Annotated in this window: 9 protein-coding genes and 1 pseudogene; 3 read left to right on the top strand and 7 right to left on the bottom strand. The window is 46.7% G+C overall.

Going from position 1 to position 21,318, the window contains the following annotated elements; genetic code table 11:
• Positions 1–108: 108 nt before the first annotated feature.
• Positions 109–555, top strand: a pseudogene (locus tag HPS57_RS09095) (TlpA family protein disulfide reductase); the annotation flags it as partial.
• 338 nt (positions 556–893) lie between these two features.
• Here the strand turns inward: HPS57_RS09095 and HPS57_RS09090 are convergent.
• From HPS57_RS09090 to HPS57_RS09060, 7 genes are all read right to left on the bottom strand, one after another.
• The gene (locus HPS57_RS09090) at positions 894–2,672 is read right to left on the bottom strand and encodes a DUF5123 domain-containing protein (protein WP_172182343.1); all 1,779 of its coding nucleotides are present in this window, start codon (positions 2,670–2,672) and stop codon (positions 894–896) included.
• Between the two features lie 15 nt (positions 2,673–2,687).
• Positions 2,688–4,718 carry a RagB/SusD family nutrient uptake outer membrane protein gene (locus HPS57_RS09085; protein ID WP_172182340.1) on the bottom strand — a complete coding sequence of 677 codons (2,031 nt, stop codon included), beginning with the start codon at positions 4,716–4,718 and terminating at the stop codon, positions 2,688–2,690.
• A 24-nt stretch (positions 4,719–4,742) separates the two neighbouring features.
• The gene (locus tag HPS57_RS09080; protein ID WP_172182337.1) at positions 4,743–7,982 is read right to left on the bottom strand and encodes a SusC/RagA family TonB-linked outer membrane protein; all 3,240 of its coding nucleotides are present in this window, start codon (positions 7,980–7,982) and stop codon (positions 4,743–4,745) included.
• Positions 7,983–8,430: 448 nt separating this feature from the next.
• Positions 8,431–9,372 (bottom strand): hypothetical protein, encoded by a 942-nt coding sequence (locus tag HPS57_RS09075; RefSeq protein WP_172182334.1) that lies wholly within the window; start codon positions 9,370–9,372, stop codon positions 8,431–8,433.
• A gap of 111 nt (positions 9,373–9,483) precedes the next feature.
• Positions 9,484–9,963 carry a hypothetical protein gene (locus tag HPS57_RS09070; protein WP_172182331.1) on the bottom strand — a complete coding sequence of 160 codons (480 nt, stop codon included), beginning with the start codon at positions 9,961–9,963 and terminating at the stop codon, positions 9,484–9,486.
• Between the two features lie 31 nt (positions 9,964–9,994).
• Positions 9,995–11,809: a RagB/SusD family nutrient uptake outer membrane protein gene (locus HPS57_RS09065; RefSeq protein ID WP_172182328.1), complete on the bottom strand. Its 1,815-nt coding sequence runs from the start codon at positions 11,807–11,809 to the stop codon at positions 9,995–9,997.
• Positions 11,810–11,830: 21 nt separating this feature from the next.
• Complete coding sequence (locus HPS57_RS09060) at positions 11,831–15,205, bottom strand: SusC/RagA family TonB-linked outer membrane protein (RefSeq protein ID WP_172182327.1); 3,375 nt, start codon at positions 15,203–15,205, stop codon at positions 11,831–11,833.
• A gap of 672 nt (positions 15,206–15,877) precedes the next feature.
• On the opposite strand from HPS57_RS09060, the gene HPS57_RS09055 reads away from it, so the two are divergent.
• Entirely contained in the window at positions 15,878–19,198 is a 3,321-nt protein-coding gene (locus HPS57_RS09055; RefSeq protein WP_172182323.1) for a SusC/RagA family TonB-linked outer membrane protein, read from the top strand.
• 15 nt (positions 19,199–19,213) lie between these two features.
• Positions 19,214–21,307 (top strand): RagB/SusD family nutrient uptake outer membrane protein, encoded by a 2,094-nt coding sequence (locus HPS57_RS09050; RefSeq protein ID WP_172182321.1) that lies wholly within the window; start codon positions 19,214–19,216, stop codon positions 21,305–21,307.
• Positions 21,308–21,318 lie beyond the last annotated feature (11 nt).

Genomic DNA, 21,318 nt, shown 5'->3' with positions numbered 1-21,318 from the left:
CATGAAATCAAAATGAGAAAAACAATCCTTACTTTTGCTTGTGCAGCAATGTTCTGCGCATGCAACGCGAACTCAAACTCGGATAAAGGCACAAACTCTGCTGCTGTGGAGACTCAGGCGAGCCAAAAGGCCAAGGCGCAGGCTGACGATGCCACCCTCGCTCCTGACTTTACGCTGAACGACATTGACGGAAAACCATTGGCGTTGAGTTCCCTCCGTGGCAAGTATGTTGTCCTTGACTTCTGGGGAACATGGTGCGGCTGGTGCATAAAGGGCATGCCGGAGATGAAGAACTATTACAAGAAGTATGCCGGCAAGTTTGAGATTCTCGGCGTGGACTGCGGTGACACCGAGGAAAAATGGAAGTCTGCCGTCAAAGAGCTTGACCTCCCATGGAAGCATGTCTATAACCCTAAGGGCACGGACATCATGAAGAACTACGGCATCCAGGGCTTCCCGACAAAGATTGTCATAGACCCGCAGGGCAAGATAGTGAAGACTGTCATCGGTGAAGACCCTGCTTTCTACACCTATCTTGACGAGCTGTTCAAGTAATCCATTCCACTGCATTTTAAAAGGCTACCTTTTGCACTGCGAAAGGTAGCCTTTTCCTTTGTAAAAGGTTACGGTTTGCACTGTAAAAGGTAACCTTTTGTTATGGTGGTTGTAACACGCTGAAAAACAATGTGATAGTATTGTGTTTCAAAAAGGATGCAGGATAAAGCCTGTTCTGTATTCTCTTACTTGTATTCATGCACAGTACAGCCCATCCGTCTGCACCTTCTCCTAATTGTTCTGCACCCTTTAAGACATCTCTTTTTTTGAAAATGACCGGCATTCTGTCATTTGAATGCCGGTCATGATTATTTCCACCGAATAGGCGTCAAGCCATTTTAGTTGCGCCAGCGTGGGTCACCAATCTTCATGTTCTTGACCTTCTCGTCCTTGATTGTGAAATCATTGTTGTCCGGGTCTGCGAATATGTCAGTGTCAGCCTTTCCAAGATTATCGAATCCAGGGATGGCGTTAGCTGTCTTAGGGAACTCTGTGCCATTGATTGTTTCTGCCTGTTCATGCCAGAAACAGCCGTCCTGTTCGTATGTCACATAGGAATTTGCCACATCAAAGCCTGTCTTGTTGCGTCCGCCTCGAGTGTCCTTTGTATTCATGTGCCCAAACAGACAGTTCTCTATGACCACAGGAGTGGATGTGCCCTTGCTTGTGCCGTTAGAGTCAAAGAAGTAACGTCCACCACCCAAGATGTTGCGGAAAGTACAGTTGACAAACTTGCATGACTCCATGTCAGTGTCCTTCACCTGAACGATGCAACGTGCGTTAGCAGCTTTCACATTATAGATTGTGGAGTTCTGAATAAGGATATTGTTGACATATCCTTTTCCGCCTCCGGCATCAATATGAATCAAGCTGTAGCCTCCGGCGTGTGAAATGTCGTGTATCAGGCAGTTGTCCATTGTCAGATTGCCAATAGTCTTGATGTCTGAACCTTGTAGACGGAATGGTGTGTTTCCGAATCCGAAGAGTTCACATCCCTTGAATGTGATATTATTGATATTGCATGCCTTTCCCTGATTAATGAGATAATTAGCACCACTCCGCTCGGTAATCTTCAGGTTCTCGAAATTAATGAAGTTGTGTGAGCCATCGATATTCATGCTCTTTGGCACCACCAAAGTAGGAGTCTCGCCCGGCATGCCGAAGAATGTCACCGACATTCCTTCCGGAATCTTCACTCCCGCAGTTTCATTGGTTTCGCTAAGAGTTGCCAGTTCGATAGTGGAACCGCCTTGCAAGCCGATAGTTACAGAAGCGTTGTCAGAACCTGCCAATTCCTTGGCCTGTTCAAAGAGTTCCTCCAGCAGAGCATTGTCAATCTTGGTAACCATAGCAGGCAGTTCATACTTCAGGTTTCCTGCCGGCATAGGTGCTGCGGTGCTGATGTTCAGTGTGCCGCGCTTCACATCTCCGTTCATGATAGTGAAAATGTAGGAAGTTGAGCCTGTCAGCCCCGTAATAGTATATTCGCGTGCAGCCTTTATCTCGTCGGTGAGTGTAATGTTCCGGACAGTGTTCAAGATAGTTTCGCCCTCATCGTCAACCTGGTCTGTAGGAACTTGCACAAGGATGTTTGTCACTTCGTCAGTATTCCATGAGAGGCGCACCCATTCATCACTGATGTCTGTTGAAGCCGGGATGTTGAACACCTGCTCTGCGAGTGTCTTGAAAGTTTGTCCCTCTTTGTAATACACCCATCTTGACTCTGTCTTATGGTCAGAGCGCGCCTTCACTCGGAGGTAGTACTCGGTAGCCCCTTGCAGCCCATGGACAGTGAGTTCCACTCCTGTATAGCCTGACTGTGGCTTTATGGATTCGTCCTCTCCATACACCAAAGCATTAGGTCCTCCCATCGGCACATCGTCTGACAGAGGGTCTGTAGACAACTCTACTATATAGTGGGTAGCCTCAGGCACGTAGTTGAACGTGATCTCAGCATAAGTGTCACCTGATGTTACAGAGATATTGTCCTTCACACCAAAAAGGCGAGATAGGGAAGAGTCTGTAGCCCAGTCGTTGTCGTCGGTACAACTGACTGCTGTGAGGGCTGCCAGTAGCACGAATGCTGCTTTTTTGAAAAATATGTTATTAATCTTCATATTCGTTGTTGTTTGTTAATCGGAATAACCGTATGAATTATGTAACTTGCCGTTGGATGCAGATATGGTTGAAGCACCGATAGGCATGATGTATCTGTTCTTGACAGCCACACCGTCACCCATGTTGTCGCCCATGTATGGATTGCCTTTGCCCACAAGACCGGAACTGATGGATGGGAGGTTGGTGTAGACCTGAGTGTCGTCAGTCTTGTCGACAGAGGATTTTCCGAAACCGTCAACCTTATTGACTGTCTTGGTCTGCTCACCGGTAGTCTCGTTGGTCTTCACTGTGCAGTAGCCGAGAGCCAGAGCGTCATCGTCAGTGAGTCCTATCTCATAGAAAGTTACAGAGCTCATGTCAATCTGTGTCTGTGCAGCGTCAGCCCATTTCCAATAAAGAGTCTCAGGATATTCGCCGGCAGAGAGTGCATTGATGTAGCTCTGCTTCATCTCCCAAATCTTTTCTGCGAGAATGCCCCAGCGTATGAGGTCGAACTTACGGTAGCCTTCGCCTGCAAACTCCCATGCGTTCTCATCAACGATAGCGTTGAAGAAAGCGTCCTTGTTGGCAGGAATATTGTCTACGTATGCCTGAGCATCAGCCTTGTGGGCATCAGCAAAAGCACGAGTGTGTACCAATGCAAGTGCCTGACGTGCTGTGAGGGTGCATTCTTCAAAAGTCCCGTCAGGACCTGCAAGCTCGTTCAATGCCTCAGCATAGTAGAGCAGCACCTGAGAGTAGCGCATGATGACAGGATTGATGCCAGTCATGTGCTTTGATGTTGTCTTGAGGTTCTGCTGGAGCCATTCTGCGTTTTCCTTGCGTGGGTCCCACTTGCCGACATAGATGCCGAAAGGTGAATTCTTAAGCATCATTTCTTTTGTAACGCCGGCATCCTCTTTGATTTCAAAGTTTGCACATGTGATGTCGCGTCGTGTGTCGTTCTTGTCATAAGAGTACAACAGCGGTGCAGTCACCTTCATCTTGCCTGACGAGTTGCCATAGCCGTATTTGGATGTCACACCATTCAGGCGGACACCGACAGTGTAACCAAGCTCTGATGCAAAGTTCAGTCCCATAGGAATCTCATACAGATTCTCATGGTAGTTCTTGTCAAGAGCCAGTTGGTTGATGAGATGCCACTCATTCTCGAATGAAGGGTTCAGGCTGTGGTGGTTGTCAGAAATCACTGCATAGCAATGTTCTGCCGCCTTCTTGTAGAGCGCGTTGCGTGTAGCAGCGTCAGGACGTTGTGTCGGGTAAGCCGGGTCAGAATAGCCAGGCTTTGTCTCGTATCCTTCCTTTGCCTGCTCGCGGATGGCATATCCGGCGCGTGTCAAAGCAAGCTGTGCCAAGAGGGCGTGAGCGAATCCCTTTGTAGGACGCTCGGTGGTATAGCCTGACACCTCGTCAGCCCATGGCAGGTACTCTGTCGCCTCTTCAAGGTCTTTCATCATCTGGTCAAGGATAACGTCGCGGTCAGTCTTCTCAAGATAAGCGTTGCTGAGGCCTGGCTGAGACGGCTCAAGCTTCATAGGGACATCGCCCCAGAACTTTGTAAGGTCGCGATATGTCAGTGCACGCAACGTCAATGCTTCACCAAGATAGCGTCTCATAGCCAATCGGTCACTGTTCTTTTCGCTGTTCAGCAGTTCGCTGCTTCTGATTCCTGCTATGGCATCATTACAGTCCTCCACTGTAGCATAGAGCTGCTTCCATGTGTCATTAAGTCGTGTCCAGTTAGGGCTGAGGTTGTAGTTCATGTTTCCACGCTCGCTACCGGTATTTGACGCGTTGTCTCCAAGGCCGTCAACAAGCTCTACATCGCTATTCATGTTCCAGACAATCGCCAAGTCCTGTGAGTAGCTGCGGTCCTGCATAAGGTCGCCCACGATCCTGTTTATACGCAGTTCAGTGAAGTATGCGGAGTTGTACACATTATTCTGTCCCATCGATGACGGTGACTCCTGGTCAAGGAAGTCCGAGCATGAGGACATAGCAAGTATGCCTGCCATCAGTGCGATGGATGATATTGTCTTTTTCATATCTTTTTTCAGTGTTTTGATGTTTTAGAAAGTAACGTTTATTCCGGCAACGAATGAACGGCTCTTAGGATAAGCTGCATAGTCGATGCCCGGGCACATAGGATTCTTCTTTGAAGATGTGTCCACCTCAGGGTCATATCCATCGTAACCGGTGAAGCACAACAAGTTGTATCCTGTGAAGTAGATGCGGACATTGGACAGGAACACATGCTTAAGCCATTTCTTTGGCAGTGTGTATCCGATGGTCACATTCTGCAGTCTCAGGAATGAAGCGTCCTCTACGGCGTAGTCTGTAAGCTGCATAGCTGTCACTCCGGCAGGGTTGTACATGCTCTTGCCCTGGTTGAGCTCATTAAGGCGTGCCATTATGTTCTCCACACCTTCGTATGCCTCAATAGTGCCTGTGGACGGTCTGCCAAGGTTCATGCCTGTGGATGGGTCAATCCATGTGTAGCGGTTGTCAAGATTGAAATCATCGACAAGGTTGTAGTTGCGTGCTGAGCCATGATAGAATGCGTTAGCCAGTTTTGTGCCATTGACAATCTTGTTGCCGAGTGAGTAATTGAAGAACACATTGAAATCGAAGTTGCCGACACGCCCGTCAAATCCGAAACCACCTGTTGTAGGAGCGATGGTGTTGCCAAGACGCTGCTTGACAGGGTCGCCGTTCTCGTCAACCTCAACCTTTGGCACACCAGGATAGAGATTGCCACCGAACAGAGTCTGGCTCTTGTCGGGAGCATGGCCGTCAACCAGCTGCCACTGTCCTTTTGCATTCAGCACGAGATCACCGGTTCCTGTTGCAGGGTCATAAACCGTAAAGTAGCCGGTCTGCTTGAATCCCCATATTTCTCCAAGTCTTCCACCCTTTTCGATGCGGAAATCCTCATATTTTGAGATTGTGCTGCCTGACCAGTTTGAGCTCTGCCATGGGTTGTCAAGATTAAGGTCCTCAATCTTGTTCCTGTTGTAAGAGATGTTGAATGTGAAATTCAGGCCAAACTTCTTTTTGTCAATGGCAACAGCATTGAACGCAAGCTCGACACCTTTGTTTGAGGTCTTGCCGAAATTCTGATACTGTGCGCTGTATCCTGTGTTTGTAGGAATGCCGGACTGCATGAGCAGGTCTTTTGTTGTGTTCCAGTAGAAGTCCAAAGTACCGTTGATGCGTCCTTTTAGGAAACCGTAGTCGATGCCAATGTTTCGTGTCACCGTAGTCTCCCACTTCAGGTTAGGGTTGTAGAGTGTGGAGAGGTGCTCCAGCATAGGTGCGCGGTTCTCATCATAGAAAGGTCCCTTGCCTGTAGAGCTTGACATCTTGTATGTAGGTTCCAGGAGATTGGCAGGAATACGGTTGTTGCCCGCTGTACCAAAACTGAGTCTCAGTTTGAGGTTCGAGAGCCAGTTCTCTGCTCCATGCATGAACTTCTCGTCAGTTATGCGCCATGCCAATGCCAATGAAGGGAAGATGCCCCAGCGGTTGTCCTTGCCGAATTTTGAGGAGCCGTCGGCACGCATTGTGAATGTGAGCAGATACTTGTCTGCCATTGTATAGTTGATACGTCCGAAATATGACAGCATGTTTTCCTTTGCCGGTATTGTGCCCGCGTTAGGAAGTGCAGTGCCGTTGGAAGGGAAATTAAGCACCTCGTCGATGGTAAAGTTGAGTGGGAAGCCTATGGAAGTGCTTTCGCGCTGTGTCTGCTTTGTGGAGCTCCACTCTTGACCGATCATCACATTGATATGGTCGCGCCCGCCGAAGAGTTTCCTGTTGTCGTAAGTGACAGTGTTGGCATTGCGCCAGTTTTGGTATTTCAAAGTTGTGAAACTTGCCTGTGGATAACCATTCATGCCAAGGTTTGAGTTCTGTGTGGCATCGCTGCCCCATGCCTGGTCAGTGTTGTTGTATCTCCACTGGTATCCGAACTCAGTACGGAAAGTGATGTTCTTGAATGGTTTCCAGTTCAATCCTGCATTGTAGTTCTGCTGGAAGCGCTCCTGGTATTTGTATGTGGAGTTAAGACGCTGCCATGGTGTGCGGCGTGTCGCACCGGAGTTCTCCTCGTCATCATCAAGGTTTGCTGACAACTGTTGTACAGGCTGCCATGCCACAGTGTTTGCCACCAATGAGTTTGCTGCATTGCTTTCGTTGGTGTCGGCACCACCGCTCAGACCGTCAAGTTTTGTGAATGCAAGACGGGCATTGAAGTCCATTGTCAGCCATTTGTTCAGAGTGGCATTGATTTTTGCATTGATGTTGTTCTTTGAGTATCCGGAGCCTGCCATGATGCTCTCCTCGTCATTGTGGTTGAAACCAACATTGAATTTGACATCCTTGCTGCCACCGCTGACATTCACGTTATACTGCTTCTGGACACCTGTTCTGCCGAAAATCTGGTCTTGGAAGTTGTCACCTTCAATGGATTTCCATATTTCAAGGTCATTATAGTTTCCATAGTCCTCACTGCCAAGTTCATGCTGGTAAGCCACATAATTGAATGGATCCATGACCTTCACTTCCTTGGTGATCTTCTTCCAGCCTACAGAGGCGTTGAAGTTCACCTGCATCTTGCCTTCTGAGCCACTCTTTGTTGTCACGATGATGACACCGTTTGCACCACGAGCACCATAGATAGCGGTGGAAGAGGCATCCTTCAGCACGTCGATAGTCTGAATCTCACTTGGGGCAATGTCGCTGATGCTCTCAACAGGGAAACCGTCCACAATATAAAGAGGTGAATTGTCCTGAGAGAGTGAACCGCCACCGCGGACACGAATCTTCACGTCCGCGTCAGGAGAACCTTCAGTAGTAGTGATGTTCACACCCGCCATCTTGCCTGTCAGAGCCTCACTGACATTGGCAACAGGAACATTCTCAATTTGTTTGGCGTTTACTGAAGCGACAGCACCTGTAAGGTCTTTCTTCCTCACAGTACCGTAACCGATGACAACAACGTCCTCAAGTCCTGTGGCATCATCCTCAAGGACTACATTGATGTTGCTCTTGCCGGCAACACTGACAGTCTTTGTCTTCATGCCGATGTACGAAATCACCAACTGGTTCCCACCGGAAAGATTGATGGAGAAATTTCCGTCAAGGTCAGTGACAGCACCACCCTTGCCGCCTTTCTCCTGGACTGTGGCACCAATGATAGGTTCGCCACCGGAGTCCTTCACATTACCTGTAACGGTCTGCGCCGAGAGCGTTGTCACGATGCACGTGAACAGAGCTATGAACGCAATGCGAAATAGTTTTACAGTCATAGTTTTGTGAAATTTATTTTTTAGTTAAACATTAAAAGATAAGTTAGTCCACAAAATTAAAAGCCATTGTTTTCCATTGTTATGTATGGATTTGTCTTTCGCCTTCTCGGCGCTGTTATTTTTGTGGACTAACTTATTTAAGGACAATATCGAAGCTATGGTTTGGTGCTCTGTTTCGCAACATGCGCTTCATCGCCCGATCCAATCGGATGTAACATTAAATTGCTGATTACAAAGATAATGCGAACCGAATAGTGTAACTGCCAAATAGTCGCTAAACGACAAAAACATATAATGGAGAAGTCCTTGCGTTCCTCTCCATTATATATAGCGTTTGTTCTATTCATTCTTCTGCAAATCTTTGTTGGATTTTATCCTGCTTTTTTCGCTATGGCAAAGTCGAAACAAGTTTAGCTCTGCCGATTTTGCTTAACGAAAACGTTGAAGATTACTTTACACGCTGACCTGCGATGTTGAAGTCGCCAATCATGATCTGACCGTTCTTCACAACCTTCTTAGGAGCAACAGTTGTGTTCTCTGCACCCTGAACATTCTGGATGCCGGCACCTGTTGCAGAGTAGAGAACCACAGGAGCATTTCCTGTGTCACCCTGAGCGTCAACAGCCTTGATTGTCTGGAATGGAGTTTCTGAGAAAATCATACCCTGAGGAGCAATCTTTGAACCCCATGCGTTAACGTTATAAACACAATCAGCAAAAACAGGGAAGATGATTACGCCAAGACCATTCTTCTTTATTGCAGACTCAGCACCAAGAACAATCTGCTCAGGCCACTTAATAGAGCCAGCCTCCTGGTCATAAACAATAACACCGTCACCTGCATCCACACCAGGAAGAGTATAGGTAAGAGGGTTTGTAGTTGCCGGAGCGCCATTCTTAACACCGTCACCCCACTCCATAGAGAGTGTGTAAGGAATACATGTACCTTCCTCAAACACTGTGTAATTCTTGTTGGAAGAGTACTTAGCCACGACTGCGAGATAACCGTCCTTCTTTGCTGTGATTGTCAGGAAAGCACCTGTTGCAGGAGCCTTGAATGTCTCCCAGCCATTTCCTCCGTCAGCATCTCTTGGATTGTCCTGCCCCTGAACGGCCTGCAGCGAAGCGTCCACAATCATGCCGTCAGCATCGATAGCATCATATCCGTTTGCCTCGCTGCCTGCAATCTTGAAATTTGTATCAGCACCATTTGCCATAACGGCACCGTCATTCTCGCAAATAACCACACCTGCTGCGACAGGCCATGCTGTAGAACCCTCATCAGCCGAGCCATTAGCTGTAGCCCATGCTTTACCATCAATCTGTGCAACTTGTGCGTTTACTGTCATTACAGCTGCGAATGCCAATGTAGAAAGTAAAAACTTTTTCATAATTGTCTTTAGTTTTTTAATTGTTTGTAAATAGGTTAATAAAAATGTTTAGTGGCAGCAGGCTTGCGGACTATAGGAAATCCGCAATGCCAGCCATGTTTCTTTTCAGGGTTATTTGCCTCCAGAGAAAGTATTTGTACTTGTGTATGTCTTGCGTCCAACCTTCACAGTTGTCACGAATGAGAATGACAACTGTCCCTTCTCTATCTTAGCGGAGAACTTGCCAATGTTCTTAGCGGCGTCTGTATTGAATACAAAGTAGTAGACATCATTCTCAACCATGTGAGCACCACAGTTAGCTATGTCAGACAGCTCATTGGCAATAAGCCCATCAACAGTCTTGATGGTCACTGTCACCTGGTCTGTCTTTTCCTCGACAGCAGTAATTTCGATAGAGCCGACACCGTCTTTCTCATCCTGCACCTCACCGGAAGAGTTCGTAAGCACCTGATGCCAACCGCCGGAATATGTCCCTGCTATGTCTGTTGCAGGATTAGACGGCATGGCAGCTCCCATATCAGGGTCGTCATCACATGCGGTGAAAGCGAATGCCACAAAGAGTGCCATCAAAGAATACATTATCTTTTTCATTGTCATAATATCTTTATTTTTGATTCATGAATTAATAACCAGGGTTTTGGTCTTCCTGACTTAAAGCTGTGTTGGATGAAATCTCTGTTTCTGGAATCGGACGATACCACTTAATCTCGCCTTCAAGGTTTGACATGTCAGCAACACTGTGAATAAATTGATTGTAAGCCACATTGTAACGTACAAGCTGCTTTGTACGACGGAGGTCAATCCAGCGTGTAAGTTCTGCATAAGTCTCACGTGCACGTTCATCAAGAATGAGGTTAAGCAGTGTGAAATTACTGGAGAACTTGACATCCACATCGTAATTAGCAAGATTGTTGTTCAGGTTAGGAGCCTTTGCACGGTTACGTACTGCATTGATTTTCTCCCAAGCTTTCCCCTCTTCACCTGCCATATAGTAAGCTTCTGCCGCTGTAAGGTAAACCTCAGAAGCATGGAGCAGAGGTATGTTGGTGTAAGAGTTCGTTTTACCCGCATTAGGAGTTGCAGGGTCGTCATATTTCTTCACGCACGGAGTGACCTCAAGAGTTGTTCCTTTGTTGTTGGTGGAAAGATCCTGGTTTGTTATTGTCGGCTGTTTGAATGAACCGTCAGCAGTGAACTCGTATTTGAGAATCTGCCCGTTGAGCAGAAGGTTTGCATGAGGAACATTCGCGTCGTCAGCACTCTTCACGAACTGAGCCTTGTGTGCTGTAAGGTATGCCTCGAACTCTGCTCTTGTAACATAAGTAGGGGCAAAGTACATCCAGACATGGAGGTTGTTCTTGTTTACCTCGTTATTGTAGTAAGCGTAGTAGCCGGCCTTAGACCAGTCTGCCACTGCTTTGTCAAAGTTGTAGACGGTGGTCATGAATGTGCCATCCCAACGCTCATCACCCTTCTCCCACATAGCGAGAGAACGTGTGTTCAGCGATTTGTTGGAAGTGGAAGTCTTCATGCCTGAACCATAGTAGTGGCAATAATAATTGCAAAGCTCGTGCCCGCCTTCTGTCAGGTCACCCGGATATGTCGCGCGGTTGTACTGCACTGCAAAGAAAGTCTCCGGATTAGTAGCATCATTGGAAGGATTCCATTTCTGGGTAAAACTCTGTGTGAGGGTCATACCGTTGAGAGCCTCTTCTGCCATCGCAGCTGCTTTGCTAAAATATTCTTTGCTTGTCACCGAGTAAGTACCGGCAGCCGCATCGGTAACGGTCGTGTTGATATCCCATCCGTGAGCAAGATATACTTTTGCAAGGAGCGCTCTTGCAGCTCTTTTGTTAACAGTTCCATCTGTGGAGCTCTCAGGAACGCTTGAGGCGATAACCTCTGTCAGGTCTTTCTCAACATTTGTGTATATCTCCTCCAGCGGAGTTTTCGGATACTCACGTGTAGAACTCTCGATGTAGGCACCTACATAAGGCACAGGACCGAAGTGCTGTGTCATATAATAGTAACCAAGAGCACGGAGGAACTTACCTTCCGCAACGTATGTATCGTTCTTGCCGGCAGCATACTTGATAAGTCCGTTAGCGTTGTTGATGAGTTTTGTACAAGCGGTATAGTAGCTCTCCACACCACTGGTCTCTGATGAGAGTGAGAAATTATGGAACACGGATGGAGACTGTCCACGGCATGGCTCGTAAAGGTCAGTGCCGTCGTCATTAATTTCGTGGGCAGTTGCCAGACTCCTCAGATATGTGAAAGCATTGGCATGGAATGCTTTGAGTCCCTCCGGAGTTTCGAAGTACTCTGATGCGTCTGGGTATTCACCTGCCCCTTTGTTCTCCGGATCAAGGAAATCGGAACAGCTTGTGGCTGTGAGCATTGCAAACGCTGCTATGAAATATGTTATCTTTTTCATTATTGTTACAGTATTATTTGATTAGAACTTGAGACTTGCACCGAACTCCCATGTAACAGTACTTGGACCGTCGTTCTTCAGACCATTTCCGCCCCACTCTGGGTCAAAGCCCTTATAGTCAGACCATACGAATGGGTTGGTCACTGTGCAATAGAGGCGGAGGTGGTTGATACCAACCTTGTTGAGCCACTGCTTAGGGAATGTGTAGCCAAGGGTTATATGCTTAATCTTCACGAATGAAGCGTCTGTAACCTGCTGGCACTGTGCACCGTCGCGGTTGAACGCATAAGTTGAAGAACCGTTAAGACCACCGTTAAGGCCATCGTTAGGGAAAGGATATTCGCCGTACTGTGTCTGTTGCTGGTAAACCGGGTTGATGTATGTGCCGTCAGGGTTTATGCCATCGCAGTCGATGAGCGTACCTGCCGGTATGTAATAATCCACATTAAGGTGCATCCATCCACGGTCTTTATAGTCAAGATAGTTGCTGTAGAAGCCGGAATTCATCTTACCTCCCTGACGTGTGTAAAGAGAAGTTGAGAAGTCCCAACTCTTCCATGACACAGAAGTTGAAAGGCTGCCAATCCAGTCAGGGTCTGCGCTCCAAACCTTCTTGTCCGCATCGTTGAACTGTCCGTCACCATTGACATCGTCAATGATTGGCTGTCCCTCGTAAAGTCCGTAGCACTTGTTGTAGTACTCATACTCACGTACCTGCTGACCAATTTGGTCTGGCATCATGCTGCGTGCAATTTCATTATCAGGAACTGTCATGTAACGATCAGAGACGATGCCAAGCCAATCGTAGTTATATACGTTGTTGATTGACTTGCCGATGAAGAGCTGGTCGGAAGGAAGGTCTGTGCCAGAACCGTTAATCTCGCGCAATTTGTTCGTATTGTGAGAGAAGCTTGCTGTAATTTCCCAGTTCCAGTCCTTTGTGCGTACAGGGACTGCATTTAATGCAACTTCAATACCTCGGTTGCGTACCTTGCCGACATTAGTACTCATAGTGACGCCACCTGCCTCAAGTGGGAGCTTAACCTTATAGAGAAGGTCTTCAGAGTTTTTCTCATAGTAGTCGATGCTACCGTTGATGCGGTTGTTGAGGAAACCGAAGTCAATGCCGAAGTTCCATTCGCGAGAACGCTCCCATGAGAGAGTCTTGTCAACAATACCGTTTGGATAACGTCCTGTCTCATATATTCCGCCGAATGGGTAATAAACAGGATTACTGAAACCAACCATATAGTCATAGTTGCCTATACCGCCATTGTTGCCAGTTTCACCATAAGACACACGGAGTTTCAAATTGGAGAGCCAATCAACATTCTTTAGGAACTTTTCTTCAGAAGCACGCCACGCCACGGCAACAGAAGGGAATGAGCTCCAACGATGACCAAGAGCAAGCTTGGAAGAGCCGTCCCAGCGCATTGTGGCTGTCAGCATATATCTGTCCATCAATGTGTAGTTTGCACGGAAGGCATAAGAAATCATAGAACTGTCGCCATAACCGGTTGTTGTTTCTGTAGGGTCAACAGTTCCGCTGTTCATGTTATGCCATAGTGAGCCGGCAAGTACACCAAGGGAACGTATCTGGTCGTTTTCTGATTCATTGCGCAACATAGAGAACAGTCCCATAAGGTTGACGCTGTGAATATCAGCGAATGTTTTGTTGTAGTTGACGATATTATCCCATGTCCAGCTGAAAGAGCGCTGTGTCTTACGCAGGGCATAGTTCATTGGATTACCGTCAGCATCTGTTGTGCCGAAGCTCTTGTCAAGAAGTGCGCCCTTGTCGTCAAGAACGATATCCTGAAATGTGCCGTCACGATAGTATGTGTAGGAAGGCTGGTACACAGTCTTGATTGTCAAATCCTTGATAGGTTCCACCTGGAGATAGAAACTGCCGAGCAGACGCCATGTCTGACGCTCACGTGCATAAGCGTCCATCAGGTACATCGGGTTGAACTGGTCAGAGAACTGGTTTCCTGTGGAAGTTGTCCCCATGGCATACTTGTCGCCCGGACGATAGTTCTTCATAATCTGACCATTTGCATTGTAGTAGTATCCGTTGTATCCTTCGTCAGGAATATTGCCGTTTGCATCATAGATGTATCCGTTTCTTGCATCAGGAGCCTTGGAATAAGGCTGGCAGAACGGGTTTAGACGGTAGGCGAGCTCTACGCCCTTGTCGTTGGCATATTCGTTCTTGATGTAAGCCATGTTTGTAGAGAAACCGGCAGAGATGTATTTGTTGATCTTCGCATCCAAAGAAGCCTTGACTGTAATCTGATCTTTCTGGTCACCTTCGTAGATGCCTTTTTCCTGATTATAGCCGAAGCCCATGTGGTAGTGGATATCCTGACTGCCACCACTAACCGCAAGGTAGTGGTTCTGCTGTGAGCCGTCACGTGTGACCATATCAGCCCAGTCAGTAGACTGCCCATTGGTTATAATCTGCTTGAGCACAGAGTATGGGTTCTCGCCATTGTCATCAGTTGCCACAAGAGCCATCTGATTATAGTTTCCCATAAAGTAACTTGGGTTTCCGTTCACCGCTGTTGCGTCAATAGGAGAAAGGAATTTCATGAAACGGAAGTTGTAGAAATCCTGACCTGTCATGAAGTCCGGCATACGAGCAATCTTCGAAACACCATAGTATCCATCATAAGAGATAGAAGGCTTGGATACTTTTTTACCGATATTTGCACCGCTCTTTGTGGTAACGATAACAACACCTGCTGTAGCGCGTGAGCCGTAAATCGCTGTAGAAGAGGCATCCTTCTGAACATCGATACGCTCAATGTCCTGAGGGTTAAGGAACTGTATATCATCACAGATAACACCATCTACTACATAAATAGGCTTTGTGCTACTGTTATGAGATGATTTGCCACGGATTTCGATGTTGAAATCACCACCCGCACGACCGGAAGTTTTGGTAATGTTCACGCCTGGAACGCTTCCCTGCAGACCTTCCATTACGGATGCCGCACCCTTCGCATTGAGGTCTTCTGTGCCGATGGAGCTTACAGAACCAGTGAGGTCGGATTTCTTCATTGTACCGTAGCCTACAACAACGATTTCACCAAGAGTGGTATTGTCATCCTGAAGAACCACGTTGATGGTTGTCTTGCCTGCTGTCTTGACAACCTGGCTTTTCATACCTATATAAGATATGCTGAGGTTGCCAGCAGACTGCAGCTTGATGGTGAAGTTACCGTCAATGTCGGTAACGGTACCATTCTTTGTGCCAGTCTCCATGATGGTCGCGCCGAGTATCGGCTCACCACTGGAATCCTTCACATTACCTGTAATGGTCTGCGCTGAAAGCGTTGTCACGATGCACGTGAACAGAGCTATGAACGCAATGCGTAATAGTTTTACAGTCATAGTTTTGTGAAAATATTTTTAGTTAAACATTAAAAGTCATATTTGCTTCGTGTATCAAAAAATGCCCATTTCATCGTGACATTCAACTCTATGGATATATTGGAAGGTGTGGAACTCTTTGCAAAAGGAATACGTGGGGTAATATCTTTTTAGGATAATAAATGTTCGCTTATAGGGTATTTTTTGTTGTATTTGATAACTTTTATCAAGAAAATCAATGGAAAAATTTTGATATATCAATAAAAATATTTAATTTTGCCAAAAATTTTGACATATATTATCTATGATTACAAATAAGTTGGTACTTTTGTGAAAGATGCTTAACGACAGTATATACTATAAACAAATTGGCACAGAACTCATCATCTTTCTGATTGCCAGACACATTCAGAGCGAGAACTGTTGAAATAAACCTAACAGTAGATTGTTTCTTCACTGTTTGAGACCATCCATAAAGTGTTCCCCTGTGCATTCCTCTTGCAAAGAGGTTCATGTCTTCCAAGATATTCATGGAGTTGAATATCACGATGAAATGGGTGGTTTTTGATATACAAAGCAGATACGACTTGATGTAACTAAAAATAGATTTCATGAAGACTATGACGTAATGTCATCAATTTCGTCCATACATACTTAACAAATAACTAAATCAAAACAAAACAAAACCAAAACATGAGTAAAGCAAAGAAACTCTTTTGCAAGGTATGCATGTTGGTAATGCTTTTCACAGCACTTCCATCTGCCCTTTGGGCACAGGTGGAATGTACCGGTACTGTGACTGACTCATCCAATGAGCCTGTCATCGGTGCTACTGTTGTGGAAAAAGGCAACACCAAGAATGCTGCCATTACAGACATCGACGGCAACTTCAAGATAAAGGTTGCCAATGGTAAGAAAATCGTTGTTTCGTACATCGGTATGGTGACACAGGAAGTTGATGCAGGCACAGGTCTGCAAATCAAGCTCCAGGATGACGCTGCCACAGTGGAAGAGGTGGTTGTGTTGGGCTATACCTCACGTGCACGTAAAGATCTCACCGGTTCTGTAGGTTCTATCTCTGGTGCCAAGCTTCAGCAGGTGCCGGTGTCATCGGCAGCCGTGGCTCTTCAGGGTAAAATCTCCGGTGTGCAGGTAACAACGGTCGACGGTCAGCCGGGTGCTGATGTCAACATCCGTATCCGAGGTGGTTCTTCTGTGACACAGACCAACGAACCTCTTTACATCGTTGACGGCTTCCAGGTGAGCAACATCAACGATATTCCTGCTACTGACATTGCCAGCATCGATGTGCTGAAGGACGCTTCCCTCACTGCCATCTATGGTTCAAAGGGTGGTAACGGTGTTGTTGTCGTGACAACAAAAAGTGCCGGACAGGGCAAGGTCAGCGTCTCTTTTAATGCCAACATGAGCATAAGCAAGTTGTCAAAGAAACTTGATTTGATGGATGCGGCAGAGTTTGCGAAATACCAGTACCAGTGGCACTCCTGCAACGGTACACGTTCAAGCAACGGCAAGTTCTTCCGTGCAAACTTCGGCAACCCATACGACCTTGACATGTACTCCACACTGCCGTCGCATGACTGGCAGGACGAAGTTATGGGCGAGACTCCGTTGAACTACTCTGCCAATGTGAACATCAGCGGTGGTTCGGAGAAAGTCCGTTTCAATGCTTCTCTCACACAGAGTGAGGATAAGGGTATCATCATGGGCTCCGGTGTTCGTCGTACAAACATGAACATCAAGTCATTAATTAAGGTGAACGACAAACTTACCATCCAGATTAACCCTAAGTTCACATATCGTCGTGATATGGGTGCCGGTGGTAAGAACATTGGTACAGGCGGTATCATCGATGTGTTGAAGTATCGTCCTACAAACGGTCTCAGAGAGTTCGGCTATCTTGACCCTTCTTATGCAGACCCTCTTGAAGAAGAATTGTTCAAGTATACAAACCCAAAGAACGACATCATGCTGAACGAATTGTTGAAGCACTCATATACTTCAACAAATGCGTTCTCTGTAGAGTGGAAGCCTATCAAGAACCTGACACTTCGCTCTGAGGGTACTATCAGCCTGAAATGGCTGGACAACAGCCGCTTCTGGGGTGGTCTGACTGATGAAGGTAGTAAGAACGACAATCTTCCTGTTGCTCAGATTGAGAATGAGCGCAGTATGAACTACGTATGGACAAATACTGCAAACTACAGCCTTTCCATCAATGACACACACAACATGTCATTCCTTCTCGGTCAGGAAATCTACCATAATGACAAGCGTGTGGATTTGGTTAAGGCGATTCATTTCCCTGTAGCATTCACTTCCCGCGATGCATGGAACCACATGTCTGACGGTACTCCAAAGGAGATTAAGTCAACACTTTCCACTCCTAACAGAACAGCCTCTTTCTTCGGACAGGCAAACTACAATTACAAGCATCGTTACTTGCTGTCTGCCACTCTCCGTGCCGATGGCAGTACAAAGTTCGCTCCGGGCCACCAGTGGGGCTACTTCCCATCAGTTTCCGGTGCATGGACAATCTCGGAAGAATCATGGTGGAAGGTTAAATGGATGAACCAGTTGAAGATTCGTGCAGCCTTTGGTCTTACCGGTAACAATGGTATCAAGGATGACCTTTGGCGTCAGTTGTATGCTATCCAGTCAACAGGAGGTCCTGGCTTTGGCGAGATGACACAGTATGGTGACAAGTATTATGCCAATGCTTCCGGCAACAAGTTCTTCAACAGAGACATCAAGTGGGAGACAGTCGTGACTCGAAACCTGGCAGCAGACATCCAGTTGTTTGACGGCAGAGTGACAATCACACCGGAGTTCTACTGGAATACTACAAAGGACATGCTCTATGATGCAGACATCGCATCTGTGCTTGGATACACAAGCCAGCAGCAGAATATCGGTCAGGTGACCAACAAGGGTGTTGAGCTCTCTGTCAGTGGCGACATTCTCAGAGGTTCTGACTATGTATTGAGCGCTAACTTCAATTTCGGCATGAACAAGATGAAGGTTGACCGTCTGAATGGCTCTTTCACAGAAAAGGCTATCGCAGGTGGACAGTGGGATTCCGGTCTCAACGACTATATGCTGAAAGAGGGTGGTGAGGTTGGTCTCATCTACGGTTTCGTCTATGACGGTCTTTATGGCTTTGACGAATTCTATTTCGACCCAACCAACAACTATCAGGCAGTGCCTTGGGGCTCTTCTGCCGCAGACAACGGAACTTCCAAGAACCAGGCTCCACGTGAGGATGGCTATGTGACAATCATTAATGAAGTGTCAGGTACATCTAACTCAGGTATCGCAACATTGCCGGGCAAAGTGAAGTTCAAGGATTTGAATGGTGACGGTCGTATCACAGCCGAGGACCGTACCGTAATCGGTAGGACTACTCCACGTTTCCAGGGTGGCTTCGGTTTCAGCGGACAGTGGAAGAACTTCGATTTCGTTACAAACTTCACTTACATGCTTGATTTTGACATCAACAATGCTACTGCATACACGCTGTCATCATCAAAGGGCAACAAGAACAAGTTCTACAATGTGCTGTCAAAGTTCTCTGACGGATGGCAGTACAACGACATCAGCGGTGAACTTACAGGAACTCCTGGAGATATTCTCTATAAGCTCTACTATGTGGAGAATGGCAACGCGATTTACGAAAGAGCCAACATGGGTCGCACATTGTGGAACCCTACGGACGTTGTGAACAACCTTACTCACTCTTACTTCATTGAGGATGGTTCATTCCTTCGTTGTAACGACCTTACCATTGGTTACACGCTTCCTGCTAATCTCACCAAGAAATGGGGTGTAACAAAGGCACGTTTCTACGTATCTGCGACAAACCTCTTTATCATTACAGGCTATTCCGGCTATGACCCTGAGGTTGACATCCAGTCAGGTCTTACACCATGTATCGATTACAACCGTTACCCACGTAATCGCAGCTTCGTATTCGGTACTAACATTACATTCTAATCAACAAGCACAGATATGAAACTAAAGAATATTTTACTGGCAGGTATCTCTGTTCTGGCATTGTCATCTTGCAATGACTTCCTGGATGTCGATGCGCCTTCATCTGCGACAGAAGAATTTGTCTTCTCCCAGAAGTCGGAGATTACCCGTGCCCTTAATGGAGTGTACGCCCAAGCAATCGTAGGCGACCTTTATGGTGATGCTTATCAATTGAAATTCGCTTACAATAGTGATGTTGATATGCAGATAAGCTCCAACAGTGCTCATGAGGCAGGCTCGTTTGCACGTTTTGACTGCGACTATACTGCAGGCGACATCAACAAATTCTGGAAGGCAGCCTATAACCTTATAGAATATGCCAACAAATTCATCGCTTCGGCAGAGCAGAGCACTTTCTACAAGAATGGCGATTCTGACGTAGTGCAGCAGGTGGGTGAGGCAAAATGTCTCCGCGCTATGGCTTACCATGACCTTGTTGTGATGTTCGGAGATGTTCCTTTCTTCTTTGCTCCTGCTTCAGAGCATGGCTCGGAGTATGTTCCACCGGTGGCTGACCGTCTGGAAATCCAGAAGGCACTTATCAATGATTTGAAGGTTGCTGCTCCGACTATGGCATCAAGTGGTTCGGTGACAGTAGAACACTGCTCTAAGGAGTTCGCATATGCACTTATCGCACGTATCGCTTTGACTGCGGGAGGATATTCACTTTATCCGAACAAGAACGATGCAAACAGCTATGGTGAGATGAAGCGTCCTGACAATTATGAGGAGTTCTATAAGATTGCAATGGAAAATGCTTACGAAGTGATCTCCGCCGGCACTCACAAACTCATGCAACCTTATCAGGATGTGTTTGTCAACGAGTGTAACTATCAGGTAGTTAATGGTGATGACGTAATCTTCGAACTGCCGTTTGCAAAGGAATCAACAGGTAACACCGGTTATATTCAGGGACCTACCTATTCCGCTTATGAAGGAAGCACAGTCGGCCCTTGGGGTGAGGCTAAAGGCAACGGACGCCTTAACGCGTTCTATCGTTTCCTGTTCCGTGACAAGGACTTGCGTCGTGAATTCGTGAACGGTTTGTGGTATTATTCTTATTTCCAGAACAGTGACGGTGCTTTCGTTGACTCTGTTTATGTCCGCAACGACTATACAGTCCACAACAACAAGTGGTCAAAGCTCTGGACTGCAGAAGGCAATGCATTGGGCTCAAAGACATCCGGCTCAACCGGCATCAACTTCCCTTACATGCGTTATGCTGATGTGTTGCTGATGTATGCTGAGGCAGCCAACGAGTTGAATGGTGGTCCTACAGATAAGGCTGTTGAGTGTCTTGAAACAGTTCACAAACGTGCTTTCGCTGACGGTGACCCTACATTCATCGCAGAGGCAAAGACAAGCAAGGACGCATTCTTGAAGGCCGTGCTCGATGAGCGCAAATGGGAGTTTGCAGGTGAGAACTCACGCTGGCGTGACCTTGTCCGCACCAACACTTACAGCCGTGAGCTCGTTTACAGTTTCCTGCGCTACTATTCTGCCGGAATGCAGAATGCAGGTGGTGGCAGTGGTTATGAGGATGCTATCAACACACATGATGGCAAGCAGTACATTGACAACCTTCCTGAGCGTATCTACTACCATTCTTACAAAATCGAGGAAGCTAACAATAACGCATTGCGTGGATTTACAGCACAATTCTATGGCTATCAGATTTCAGGAACAACCGTTCTCAAGACATATCCGAACCAGAGCCTGAAGAGCTTGCGTATCTACAATGCTTATGCACGTGCACAACGTGAGCCGACCAAGTCTCTTATCACAATCGGTGGCTTCACTGCTCCTGCTTGGGAGAAGGCTGACTTCTACCAGTGGGGTGATACAAACAATGGCATTCCAAAGGACCAGTGTCTCTATTCATTCTATGGATTTATCCGTGGTGACATTAACGGCAATGTCTGGCTCGTAAGAAACGGAATTCTGGAGAGCCTTCCTTCTAATGTCGCAGCCATCGAGAACTTGCCTGTAGTAAGATACATTTTGCCTTATCCACAGGAAGCCATACAGCGCTCTTCAGGCGTATATAAGAATTATTACGGTTATAAATAATAAAAACGATA

The sequence above is a fragment of the Palleniella intestinalis genome, assembly GCF_013166595.1.
GTDB lineage: Bacteria > Bacteroidota > Bacteroidia > Bacteroidales > Bacteroidaceae > Prevotella > Prevotella intestinalis.
The sequence above is the reverse complement of the archived record's forward strand: the minus strand, read 5'-3'. Positions and strand labels throughout refer to the sequence as shown.